The sequence below is a fragment of the Rhodococcus erythropolis R138 genome (genome assembly GCF_000696675.2).
Classification (GTDB): Bacteria; Actinomycetota; Actinomycetes; order Mycobacteriales; family Mycobacteriaceae; genus Rhodococcus_F; species Rhodococcus_F erythropolis.
Map to the genome: position 1 here is coordinate 4,801,275 of NZ_CP007255.1, position 12,289 is coordinate 4,813,563.

The window sequence follows — 12,289 nt, forward strand, 5'->3', positions numbered from 1 at the left end:
CCTCTACTTCATGTCTACGACAAGACCGTGCGCCGACGCATAAGCCACCGCCTGCATCAACTCGATCTGCGCGTTTCCGACGGATGCGGACGTCCACAGGCTCGGATCGATCCGCGCGCCGCGCAGATCTGCACCTTCGAGTTTGAGTCCACCCGTACGAGCACCGGACAGATCCGCCGACGCCAGCACCGCGCCCCGCATGTCGGCCCGAACCAGGTTCGCTTCACGGAATCGGCATGAGGTGAAGTCGATCTTCCTCAGGTCCGCCCCACCGAGTGAGGTCAACGAGAAGTCGACTTCGTCGAGCGTCAACGGCCGGATGCGGCAACCGTCGAACGTCGACCCGAGCAGACTGCAGTTTCGGAACGTGCTGTGCCACAGGCTGGTCCGAGCAAAATTGCAGGAGCGAAATGCAGTTCCCGTGTGCACGGACTCCCCCAGATCGGTGCCGGTGAAGTCACAATCCGTGAACACCACCGACTCCGTCGTGAGTCCGGTGAGGTCGGCATCTCGGAAATTGCAATTGGTGAAAGTGCGCTGACGCCACTTCTGCCCGGCCAGCCGCGCGTCTGAATAGTCTTCGCCGACGACGTCGTCGGATTCTTCGGGGAGCATGCCGTCCATACTGCCCCGCCGCACCGACACCGGTTCAGCGCCCCTGATGGCGGCGGACAATCAGCCGGCCGACACCCAGCGATCTCGTCCGTCGCTACCAATCCCACACACCATGGGAGTGCCCTTCTTTGTCACGCCTGTCGCTCCAGGTGACGAGCAGAATGATCCCGGATTCACCGTTCCTCCCGACGGTTTCGGGGGAACGTAGACGGGTTCCGTTGTCTTCGGCGGCGTGTACGCCGGGGCGGGCGGAACGTACGGCGTAGTCGTGGTTACCGGAACCTGCGGAACCAGCGGCACGATTGCCACGGTTGTCGTCGTTGGTGGCGGCACGATCGTTGTCGTCGTCGGCAAGAGGGACGACGTCGTGGTCTTCGTCGTCGACGGGACCGTGCTTTTGGTTGTCGCCGCCGCCGCTGTCGTGGAAGAGGTCACAGCAGGCGTCGTTGATTCTTCCGACTTGCCCGCGCCCGTCGCCGCGGCGATGGCAACCAGCCCCACGACTGCTGCGCCGGCGATCCACGGCCACTTACGCCGCGTCTTGCCTTCCTCGGCGTTTGCGTCCGGCACCGGCGATCCGGGAGCACCGAAGACCTGGGTGGGAGTGCCGAAGGCTTGAGTGGGTGCGTCGACGCCCTTGGGCCGTGTCTGTGCAGTCCACTGCTGACCGTCCCAGTAACGGTCGATCGTGGGGTCGAAGGGGTCGGGGTTCCAACCGGCGGGAGGGTTCATCAAAATGTCCGTTCTGCGAAGAGTGCCGGAAATAGATTCGCACGGACTGGCCGGTTTGTTACCAATTCGCCCACACTTCCCGACCGGTCTTCTCACGGACGCGGGCACCGATACGACGCCCGGTACAGTTCCTCGAGTGTTCCGAGTGATGTTCCACGAGCCCCGCATCCCACCCAACACCGGAAACGCGATCCGCATGGTCGCGGGCACCGGTTGCGAACTCCACCTGGTCGGGCCTCTCGGGTTCGACTTGTCGGAGCCGAAACTCAAGCGCGCAGGCTTGGATTACCACGATCTGGCGACTGTCACGGTCCACGAGAACCTTGCTGCGGCGTGGGAAGCCGTCACGCCCGCTCGCGTGTTCGCCTTCACCGCGCACGCGACCACGTCCTATGCCGATATCGCCTACCAACCCGGCGACGTCCTGCTGTTCGGGCCAGAGCCCACCGGACTGTCCGAAGAGGTATTGGCGGACGAACACATCACCGAGCGCCTGCGTATCCCGATGCTTCCCGGACGCCGGTCCCTCAACCTGTCCAACGCTGCCGCCCTCGTGACGTACGAGGCGTGGCGTCAGCACGGGTTCAAGGGCGCCGTCTGATCGACGTCAGTAGACGTCTCGGACGTACCGCTTCTCGGCCGAGAGAGCCTTCACGTACGCCTCCGCACTACGAGGTGCCAGTTTTCCGTGTTGAGCGACCACCCCGTTGAGGGCACTGTCGACGTCCTTGGCCATCCGGTTGGCATCGCCGCAGACGTAGAAGTGGGCGCCCTTCTGCAACCACTCCCACAGCAGCGCACCGCGCTCACGCATCCGGTCCTGCACGTAGACCTTGTCGGCTTGATCCCGGGAAAATGCGAGGTCAAGTTCGGTGAGGAATCCGTCTTTCCGCAATTCTTCGATTTCTTCGCGGTAGTAGAAGTCGGTCGCGGCGTGCTGTTCCCCGAAGAACAGCCAGTTCGGGCCCGTGTGCCCCAATGCCCGACGCTCATGCAGGAAAGCACGGAACGGCGCGATGCCGGTTCCCGGACCGACCATGATCATCGGGGTTTCGGGATCGGACGGTGGCCGGAAATGGGTCGACTTCTGCACGAAGATGCCGATGTCATCATCGTGGGCGTGGTCTGCGAGGTAGGTCGAGCACACCCCACGCCGTGGGACACCCGCGACGTTGTAGCGCACCGCGGACACCGTCAGCTGCACTTCGCGTGGGTTCTCCTTCGGACTGGAAGATATCGAATACAGCCGCGGCTGAAGCGGTTTGAGGAGGGAGAGCCATTCGTCCGTCGAGGCACGAACGGGTGACTGCGCAAGTACGTCGACGGACTGTCGTCCCCACGACCAGTCTTTGAGCGTGGAGATGTTCTCCGGCTTCATCAACTCGGCGAGGTCCGCGTCGCGAGTTCGTTGATGCACGAACCGAATCATCTCGCTCGAGATTCGAGTGATCTCCAGGCGTTCGGTGAGCGCGGCACGCAGGGTCATATCGCCGTACTGCCCCAGTTCGACGACCTCCTCACCGTCGAGGCCGGTGAGGGAAAGCCACTCGTCGACAAACGGAGAGCTGTTTCGGGGCCAGACTCCGAGAGCGTCGCCGGCTTCGTAACTGACCGTGTCGTCCGGAAGGTGAAAGCCCAACTGCCGCACGTCTTTGGAAGAGCCTGGCCGGTTGAGCACGACATTGCGCGTCAAGGCTGTGGTCAGCGGGGCCTTCTTGTTGTACTGCAGCGGCGCCGACATCGTCGGTGAAATCGGCGTGGCCGCAACGGTTGTCCCAAAATTCTTCTTTGCAACGACGACGTCGGCCGTCTCACCAGCCGCCGAGCGCTGAAGTTCAGCCGTGACAGAGTCCAGCCATCCAGCAGCGGTGTCCTCGAAATCGGGCTCACAGTCGGCGCGATCGACGATACGACTGGCCCCCAGTTCAGCAAGACGGGCGTCAAGCTTTCGTCCATGCCCACAGAAGTCGTCATAGTTCGAGTCACCGAAAGCAATTACTGCATACCGTGTCTCGGCCATGCGGGGCGCCGTGTCAGCAGCCAACGCATCCCAGAAACCGCTGCCGTTGTCCGGGGATTCGCCGTCACCGGAGGTACTGGTGATCAACAGGACCTCTCGGGTGGCCGCCAGGTCGGCGGCCGGGAACTCGTCCATTGCATGCATCACCACGGGCACGCCAACTTCCCCGAGACGAGCAGCGCAGGCGGCGGCAAATTCTTCCGCGTTTCCGGTCTGCGATGCCCAGAGCACCACGATCGGCGCGCGTTCTGTCGCAATGCCCGGAGCCGAGGACAACGCGGGCCCGTCGGTGTCAGGGAGCGAGGTTCGCGAGTACAGGCCGGCCAATACCCCGTCGACCCACATCCGCTTTTCGGCATCGAACGGCGCCGTCGACGGCAACGTCGGGACCCCGGCAGTGCGATCGGCGTCCGCACGCAACGCGGCGAGAAGACCGGCCAGGTAGCTCTGCTGGAGCGCATCGAATACCACTGCAGGTGTTCCTGTTTGACCGATGACCTCCGCGAGGACATCGGTTCGCGACGAAGCCCGATCAGCTGGCGCGGAAGCCACCAGCGGCGCCTCGGCGAGCACTGTTTCAGGTGTGTTCACGGCGACCTTCGTCATAGTGACAGCACAGGCTTTGAACTCCGGTTGCTGCGAGGCTGGATCGATGGCGTCGTTGGTGACAGCGTTGATGGACAGATATTCGCCGAAGGCGTCGTTCCAGTGAAATGGGGCAAAGCAGTTCCCCGGACGCACTCGGTCGGTGATGACGGCGGGAAGCACAGCGCGACCGCGGCGTGAGGCAACCTCGATCGCATCCTGGTCGACGACGCCGAGCCTGGCGGCGTCGTCGGGATGGATCTCGACGAAGGGACCTGGGTTGAGTTTGTTCAGCTTGGCGACCTTGCCCGTCTTGGTCATGGTGTGCCACTGGTGCGCGAGACGACCGGTGTTGAGCAGGAATGGATAGTCGTCGTCGGGCATTTCGGCGGGAAGCATGTGCGGCCGTGCGAAGAACATCGCACGGCCAGTGGCGGTGGGAAATGCGAGCCGCGGAGTGCTGCCGTCCTCGCGGATCAGGAGCCTTTGACTGACACCGTTATTGACGTATCGGATGGGATGACGGTCCTGATCACTGTCTGGCGGGCACGGCCACTGGATTGATGTCTTGCGGAGGCGCTCGTAGGTGACGCCGCGTAAGTCGTAGCCGGTCTTCGGATTCCAGAACTGCTTGATCTCTTCGAACACCTCTTCGGCACAGGTGTAGGTGAACGCCTCGACATACCCCATCTCGCAGGCGATCCGGGCGATGATCTGCCAATCAGGCAGCGCCTGCCCGACCGGATCCAGTGCCTGCTGAAAGAGCGTCAGGTTGCGTTCGGAATTGATCATCACTCCGTCGGACTCTGTCCACAGTGACGCGGGCAGCAGAACATCGGCGTATTCGTTGGTCTCGGTGCCCAGGAACGCATCCTGGGTGATGACGAGGTCAGCCTTCTCCAAGCCGTCGATGACGGTCTTGCGGTTGGCCACCGTTGCAACGGGATTGGTGCAGATGATCCAGCATGCCTTGATGTCACCCGCCGCCATGCGGGAGAACATGTCGATGGTGCCACCGCCGATGTCGGTGCGCAGCGAGCCCTGCGGGATCCCCCACCTCTCCTCGACGAATTCGCGATCGGCGTCGACCATCACGGCGCGCTGGCCGGGCAAACCTGGACCCATGTAGCCCATTTCACGCCCACCCATGGCGTTCGGCTGCCCGGTCAGCGAGAACGGACCGCTGCCGGGCTTGCAGATCGCACCGGTCGCAAGGTGAAGGTTGCAGATGGCGTTGGTGTTCCACGTGCCGTGGGTGCTCTGGTTCAAACCCATTGTCCAACAGCTCATCCAGTTTGCAGCCTCACCGATCCACTGCGCTGCAGTGCGGATGTCGGCTTCGGGGATACCGGTGATCTCACTGACCTTCTCCGGGGTGTACTCCGCGAGGAAACTGGGCATCACCTCCCAGCCTTCGGTGAAGTCGGCGATGAAGTCAGGGTCGGTGTGGCCGTTCACCACGAGCAGGTGGAGTAGTCCGTTGAGTAGCGCGAGATCGGTGCCGGGAGCGATCTGCAGGAACAAGTTCGCCTTGTCGGCGGTGGCACTGCGTCGAGGATCGACGACGATCAACTTCGCGCCTGCCTTGATCCGCTCCTGCATCCGCAGAAAGAGGATCGGATGGCAGTCCGCCATGTTCGCGCCGGTCACGAAGAACGCGTCGGCGTGTTCGAAGTCCTGATAGGAACCGGGCGGTCCGTCGGCCCCGAGAGACTGCTTGTACCCGGTGCCGGCACTCGCCATGCACAACCGGGAGTTCGATTCGATCTGATTGGTCCCGATGAATCCCTTGGCCAGCTTGTTCGACAAGTACTGGGCTTCGAGAGACATCTGCCCGGACACGTACAACGCAAATGCGTCGGGGCCGTGCTCGTCGATGATTGCCCGTAGACGCTGGGCGGTGTCCGTGATGACGGCGTCCATGTCCGCGGCTTCGATCGCATCCCCTCGGCGCGGACGGCGATATGCAGAGTCCATTCGCCCCGGACCTGCGAGCATGTCTGCGGTCGTGGTCCCTTTGGTGCACAGACGCCCGAAGTTGGTGGGATGTGTCTTCAGACCGGAAGACTTCGCAGCCTTCCGGCGTCCCGTCTCCGGATCGGTGATGATGTCGAGGACAAGACCACAGCCGACCCCGCAGTACGCGCAGAGTGTGTCGACACTGGTGGTGGTGAGTTGAGCGCCCATCGATTCATGCATCCCTTCGACCGAGGATCAAGGTCGACTTCTATCTTCGGATGCAGTTGTTTCGGGAGTTCATGCTCGATGTTGCGTATCAATCACTCTTTCCTCACCGCGCCCTTCGGACCGATGTGCGGTCCCGGAACCGGCGGTCGTCGACGGGCAGCGATACGCGAATGCCCAGTTCTACGCCCTGCCGCCGAATCGAGCAATGTAGTGCCAGACCTTTTTGACGTCCTGCGGATCGAAGGACGCGCTCCGTGCGAGCCCCAGTACGGCAGGCGTCAGTCGCCTGCCGCGGGCAATTTCTCGGGCAAGGTCGACGACGGTCGCTCCCCGGTATTCGGGATGTTCGGCTATCTCTTCGTCATCGACCGCGTAACCGTCGTGCCACAGCACCGGGCACGTGAGTGAGTGGGCGATCTCTTCGATCCGTGTGCCGCGGTAACTCGGGTCCAGGACGAGTGCCTCGACGTCCGTTCCGATGTCGACGACGCCGTGGACGTGCGCCTCGATGTAGTGGTCGAGCGGATCGTCGAACTCGGCGGCTCTGGCGGCGCCGACCAAGCTCATCGCTTCGGCCGTTCCGAAGAGATCAGGCTCGAAGACGCTGTCCGGAAAGCAGAAGGTGGTGCGGTCGAGTGTGTGCTCGGCAAGCCGGAAGTAGGACGAGCCGAACCGAGGGGATGCCCCGTACGGATCGGCGGAGAAGTTCAACGATCCGTACTTCGGCCGTTCCGACGGCTCTCGCTCGTCGTAAGCCCCGCCGAATATCCGACTCTCCCAACGCCAACGGTCGCCGCCGTGATGCGCTGTCAGTCCGCCGTTGCTGGTACGAGTCTCGAACTGGGTCACGTAGGTGCCTTGACGTGCGATCGAGGCCAGTGTCAGACCACGTTCAGACGGGAGGTCTGGATGAAAGTGCAACGTCACCCGGTGATTTCGATCCACCTGGTCACCCTTCGAGAGACCGCGCACGTGCGCAATCGCGGCAGATGAGGGAGTGGAATCAACAGGCATTCGTCCATTATCCGGATACGGAAGCAGCGCCGGTGAAGAAGTCGACCAGTGAATACGGTGCGCCTTCACCGAGGCAGAGATCAAGGATCACGTGCGAGTCAGCGGCCTCGGATGCACTGCGCACGAACATCGCTTCCTCGTAGCCGCTCAGTGCCGCTTCGATGTCGTCCGGGTGCGCGGCGATCGCCCTTCCCAGTTCGGCGCCGTCGAACATGGCCAAGTTCGCACCCTCACCGGACGGAGCCATCAGATGTGCCGCGTCACCGAGGAGCGTGACCCCAGGCACGCGATCCCATCGGTGCTCGTCGGGAAGTGCATGGATCGCGCGCGGAATCGGAGCGGTTTCGCCGTCTGTGATCAGCGCAGTGAGTTCCGTTGCCCAACCGTCGAACTCGGCCGCGACCCGCGCTGTCGCAGCAGCGGCGTCGGTGAAATCGATACCGGCAAACCACTCCGCCGTACGGTTCAACTGGACGTAGGTGTGCACGATATCTCCCGCCTCTCGATGCGCGGCGATCGCTTTTCCGGGTGCGGGCGCGTACATCGCCCCGTCACCGACTGCCTCGGCTGCAGCCGAATGCTTCTCGTCGACGTCGTACAGATACGTCTCGACGAACGTCGTGCCGACGTATTCGGGCTTCGCATCGGAGAGCAACGGGCGGATCTTCGACCAGGCACCGTCGGCGCCGACGAGGAGGTCGGTAGTCACCGTCGAACCGTCGGCAAAGGTCAGTTCGTGTCGGCCGTCAGCGCGCTCGTCGGCTGTGTTCCGTGAGCCGAGCGAGCGGACACTGTCGACCTTGCGTCCCCATTCGATCGTGCCGTCCGGAAGGGATTCGAGCAGGATCCGTCGGAGGTCTCCGCGCAGCACTTCAGGACGGACTCCCGTGCCGTCATCGGGTTCGTCGAGGAGTACAGCGGCGTGTTGATCGAGTACGCGCGACGCGGCACCGCCCTCGTGGATGACCGCGCGGAACTCGTCGATGAGGCCGGCAGCGTCGAGCGCCGCCTGACCGTTGTGTTCATGGATGTCGAGTTGGCCGCCCTGCGTGCGAGCTTCTGCCGACGGTTCCGCCTCGTAGATCTTCGACGGAATTCCGTGAACGTGGAGGACGCGCGCGAGGGTCAGACCGCCGAGGCCCGCCCCGATGATCGTTATCGAGTTGCTCATGTTTGTTTCCTTTCAGCCTTCTATTGGAACGTCGTTCCAGTGACCATCTTGGAACGGCGTTCCAGATATGTCAAGATGGTGCGCATGGCGACCAGGAATCAGCGGACCGAACGACGTACGGACGCGCTCTCGAAGGAGCGAATCGTCGAGGCTGCGATCGAGATCCTCGACGACGAGGGCGAAGCTGCGCTGACATTTCGCGCACTCTCCGCACGCCTGGCAACAGGTAGCGGGGCGATTTACTGGCACGTTGCCAACAAGAGCGAACTGCTCGCCGCGGCGACCGACGACGTCATCGCCCGCGTGACCACCGAAGGAACCGAAAGCGCAACCCCACGGGAGGCGATCCGGATCATCACTCTCGGTGTGTTCGACGCGATCGACGCGCACCCGTGGGTCGGCACCCAACTCTCTCGCGAGCCGTGGCAATCAGCGGTGATGCAGATCTTCGAGAGTCTGGGAGGGCAACTCCAAGCACTCGGCGTTCCCCAACCGGCACAGTTCGATTGCGCGTCCGCACTCCTGAACTACGTGCTCGGCCTCGCCGGACAGTATGCCGCGGGCGCCCGCCTCCTCCCCCGCGAGACAGATCGGTCCGCCTTCCTCGCCACCGTCGCGCAGCGGTGGGAAGAACTCGATTCCGCGAAGTACCCGTTCCTCAATCAGGTGACGGCGCAATTGCGCGACCACGACGACCGAGAACAGTTTCTGGCAGGCATCGATCTCATCCTCGCGGGGATCGACACCGTCCGATAGCAGCCGTTCCCGTCAGCCGCAGCCGTCAACGCGAGTGAACAGCGGTGTTGGAGCCGAGCGCTATGTCGAGGAAATCTCTTGCCGCACCGCGCAATCCGCGATCGGGATCCCAGACGGCTTGGAGTCGCCTCGGCATCCGCAAGCCGTCGACGTTGACCGCGACCAGTCGGCCGTCCGTCAGGTCGGCAGCAACGGCCAACGACGACAGAACGGCGGGCGCGTTGCCTGCCACCACCGCAGCCTTGACTGCGGTGCACGAGGTGAGCTCGAGCAAGGGCGGCACACAATCGGGAACAGCATTCTCGAGCGTCAGACGCGTCCCTGACCCTGACTCGCGCTGAATCAGCGGCGTGCGTGCGAGGTCCGCAACCGGAACAGGCACACCATTGGCCCAGTCGTGTCCCGGCGGCACAACCACGACGAGGTGATCACGCGCTACCTCGCACGACGCGAGCGCCGACGGCACATCCGGACCTTCGACGAATCCGATATCGGCCTGGCCTGCCTGCACTTGAGCAGAGACATCCGAGGAATTGTGCAAGCTCACCGACGCCACGACGTTGGGGAACTTGTGCCGCATCGCGACCGTCCATCCGGGAACCAGATACTCGGCGATGGTCATGCTGGCGGCAACTGTGACGGCAGCGTCGCGTTCACCGCGAAGTGCGGCAACTCCCGATGCCATTTCCTCGGCACTGACGAGGATGTGACTTGCCCACTCGAGAATCAGACCGCCCTCGGCGGTGGGACGAACACCGGTCGCCGCTCGATCGAAAACCTTGATTCCGAGCTGCCGTTCGACCGAACGCACCCGGGCGCTGACCGCTTGCTGACTGAGTCCGTGCTCCCGGCCGGCAGCGCCCATGCTGCCTAGACGCCCTACGGAAAGCAGGACGTCGAGGGCACTGAGTTCCGGCACCCGAGGAGACAACGACATAGACCAAGATTAGACCCACAAGGCGAGATTGTGGGCATTCAAGGACAACCGGCCTACCGGTACGAACCGGATGAGACGACAGTGAAATACATGACCACCACAACGAGTCCCACCTTCGCCCACATCACCCCGAACTGGTTCGCGGCAGCGATGGGAACGGGAATCGTCTCGGTGGCCGCAGCTTCGCTCGAACCGGAGATCGAAGGCTTGAAGCTGGTCTCGGAAATCTTCTGGGTTCTGGCGGTTCTCGTACTGTGCGCCTTGATCGGCGCATTTGCCACCCATTGGTCACAACATCGATGTCAGGCCCTCGCCTACCTGCACAGTCCCGCGATGTTCCCGTTCTACGGAGCCGTCGCCATGGCCCTACTGACCGTGGGATCGGCAACCGGCATCACCGGGCCGGACTTCCTCGGCCACGACGTGGCGATCACCGTCTCGCTGACTCTGTGGATACTCGGCACGGCACTCGGCCTGGTCACCTACGTCGTGATGATGATTCGTCTCGTTCGAGATGCTGGGATGGCGACGGCAATGCCGTTCTGGCTGATGCCCGTCGTACCACCGATGGTCTCGGCCACCACCGGCGCAGCGGTCAGCACCCACATGCCCGAAGGCGCGCCGCGCATCGCGGTACTGATCTTCTGCTACATCCTGTTCGCTCTGGCACTGACCGCCGCTATCGGCATTCTGATAGCCGTCGCGAGGCAGTTCGCACGCAACCGCTCGGCCGGCGTCGACGTGATCCCGTTCAATGCCATTCCCTCGCTGTGGATTCCGTTGGGCGTGATCGGACAGTCGATCGCAGCATCCAACCTGTTGGCCGCCGCCTCACGGCATGCACTCAGTACCGAGCACGCCGACACCCTGCACGAATTCGGAATCGCATACGGAACCGTCGTCGGAATCATCGGCGTCATGGCATTTGTCACCGTCACCACCGTGACCATCCACGCACTGCGCCGCGGCTTGGACTTCTCGCTCGGTTGGTGGAGCTTCACCTTCCCCATCGGAGCATGTGCAGTCGGAGCGAATGCCTTCGGAGTCGCCACCGGTTCGACACTGATTCTGGGAATCGCACTTGCCCTGCTGACCGTGCTGATCCCCATCTGGGCAACCGTCGCGGTGCGGACCGTCCGATCGATCCGCAGTGGAGCTCTCCCCGCGGCTGCATGAATTGGCACCGATGAGTTTTGCCTCGCCGTACGGTCTGTACTCACGTAGACCATTGTCGAGAGCGGGAGTACATGGTGAGTCAGTTATTACGAGTACAGAATTTCAGCGTTTCCAGTGACGGAATAGCCTGCGGTCCGGACCAAAGCTTCGAGAGCCCGTTCGGCCTGGACCACGGTGAAATGTTTGCGTGGGCGGGAGCTACAGCGAGCTGGCCCAATCGCACCGATCCCGGCGGCAGCCGAGGCATCGACGACTATTTCACGCGGGACTTCTCCAACAACATCGGTGCCGAAATCATGGGCCGCAACAAATTCGCACCATACCGCGGCCCTTGGGAGAATCTCGAGTGGCAGGGGTGGTGGGGCGACGAGCCACCGTTCCACACCCCGGTTTTTGTCTTGACCCACCACGTGCGGCCGTCGTTCACGCTATCGGACACGACATTCCACTTCGTCAACGCTGACCCGGCGACGGCCCTCGAGCAGGCACGTGAGGCAGCGCAGGGCAAGGACGTTCGACTCGGCGGCGGGGTCAGCACTATCCGTGAATTCCTCGACGCCGATCTGGTCGACACGATGCACATCGCTGTCTGCCCGATCGAATTCGGATCCGGTCTACGCCTGTGGGAGACACCTGATGAGTTGCGCGACCGCTTCAACCTCGAAATCGTGCCGAGCCCGAGCGGCGTGACGCATCACCTGTTCTGGCGAAAGTGACCGGTGGGGGCGGCTCCCGAAACGGGAACTGCCCCCATCAGTTGTGTCTTAGGCTCCGGTCTCGACCTGGCGCCCCGACTGGTACCACGCCATTGTTCCACCGGCCACCGAAACGGCATTGATGCCACGGGCCTGCAGATACTCCGCGGCCTGCAGGCTACGGCCACCGACGGCGCAGATGATGTACACCGTTTCCGCGTCCGGAATTTCACCGACGCGAGAGACGAATTCGCTGAGCGGAATGAGCGCCGCACCGGGAACTCGGACCTGAGCGAACTCGTCGGGCTCACGGACGTCGATCAGCGGCTCACCTGCCGCCAATGCCGTGTCCAGTGCATTCAAGTCGACTTCCAACATGTCTTCTGCGTCCTGCCTTCGTG

Annotated in this window: 11 protein-coding genes; 4 read left to right on the plus strand and 7 right to left on the minus strand. The window is 62.9% G+C overall.

Annotation, left to right across the window (positions count from 1 at the left end; translation table 11 throughout):
* Positions 1-3: 3 nt before the first annotated feature.
* Entirely contained in the window at positions 4-624 is a 621-nt protein-coding gene (locus H351_RS22055; RefSeq protein ID WP_003940770.1) for a pentapeptide repeat-containing protein, read from the minus strand.
* 51 nt (positions 625-675) lie between these two features.
* On the minus strand, positions 676-1,347 hold the full coding sequence (locus H351_RS31520; RefSeq protein WP_244891383.1) for a DUF2510 domain-containing protein: 672 nt from the start codon (positions 1,345-1,347) through the stop codon (positions 676-678).
* A 136-nt stretch (positions 1,348-1,483) separates the two neighbouring features.
* On the opposite strand from H351_RS31520, the gene H351_RS22070 reads away from it, so the two are divergent.
* Positions 1,484-1,948 carry a tRNA (cytidine(34)-2'-O)-methyltransferase gene (locus H351_RS22070; RefSeq protein WP_019747649.1) on the plus strand — a complete coding sequence of 155 codons (465 nt, stop codon included), beginning with the start codon at positions 1,484-1,486 and terminating at the stop codon, positions 1,946-1,948.
* Positions 1,949-1,954: 6 nt separating this feature from the next.
* On the opposite strand, the gene H351_RS22075 is transcribed toward H351_RS22070, so the two are convergent.
* The 3 genes from H351_RS22075 to H351_RS22085 all read right to left on the minus strand — a co-directional run bounded on the left by H351_RS22075 (position 1,955) and on the right by H351_RS22085 (position 8,324).
* Positions 1,955-6,139: a bifunctional nitrate reductase/sulfite reductase flavoprotein subunit alpha gene (locus H351_RS22075; protein ID WP_029254970.1), complete on the minus strand. Its 4,185-nt coding sequence runs from the start codon at positions 6,137-6,139 to the stop codon at positions 1,955-1,957.
* 180 nt (positions 6,140-6,319) lie between these two features.
* On the minus strand, positions 6,320-7,153 hold the full coding sequence (locus tag H351_RS22080) for a DUF3626 domain-containing protein (protein ID WP_029254969.1): 834 nt from the start codon (positions 7,151-7,153) through the stop codon (positions 6,320-6,322).
* A gap of 7 nt (positions 7,154-7,160) precedes the next feature.
* Positions 7,161-8,324 carry an FAD-dependent oxidoreductase gene (locus H351_RS22085; protein WP_029254968.1) on the minus strand — a complete coding sequence of 388 codons (1,164 nt, stop codon included), beginning with the start codon at positions 8,322-8,324 and terminating at the stop codon, positions 7,161-7,163.
* A gap of 75 nt (positions 8,325-8,399) precedes the next feature.
* Here H351_RS22085 and H351_RS22090 point away from each other — a divergent pair, with 75 nt between their 5' ends.
* A complete protein-coding gene (locus H351_RS22090; RefSeq protein ID WP_020906975.1) occupies positions 8,400-9,080 on the plus strand; it encodes a TetR/AcrR family transcriptional regulator in 681 nt (226 codons plus the stop codon).
* A gap of 25 nt (positions 9,081-9,105) precedes the next feature.
* Here the strand turns inward: H351_RS22090 and H351_RS22095 are convergent, their stop codons facing one another.
* Positions 9,106-10,017 carry a LysR family transcriptional regulator gene (locus H351_RS22095; protein WP_019747644.1) on the minus strand — a complete coding sequence of 304 codons (912 nt, stop codon included), beginning with the start codon at positions 10,015-10,017 and terminating at the stop codon, positions 9,106-9,108.
* Between the two features lie 90 nt (positions 10,018-10,107).
* Here H351_RS22095 and H351_RS22100 point away from each other — a divergent pair, with 90 nt between their 5' ends.
* Together H351_RS22100 and H351_RS22105 are read left to right on the plus strand one after the other, a co-directional pair.
* Entirely contained in the window at positions 10,108-11,193 is a 1,086-nt protein-coding gene (locus H351_RS22100; RefSeq protein WP_244891384.1) for a TDT family transporter, read from the plus strand.
* A gap of 74 nt (positions 11,194-11,267) precedes the next feature.
* Complete coding sequence (locus tag H351_RS22105; protein ID WP_029254966.1) at positions 11,268-11,909, plus strand: dihydrofolate reductase family protein; 642 nt, start codon at positions 11,268-11,270, stop codon at positions 11,907-11,909.
* Positions 11,910-11,957: 48 nt separating this feature from the next.
* On the opposite strand, the gene H351_RS22110 is transcribed toward H351_RS22105, so the two are convergent.
* Positions 11,958-12,266, minus strand: coding sequence for a rhodanese-like domain-containing protein (locus tag H351_RS22110; protein ID WP_019747641.1), 309 nt, complete (start codon positions 12,264-12,266; stop codon positions 11,958-11,960).
* Positions 12,267-12,289 lie beyond the last annotated feature (23 nt).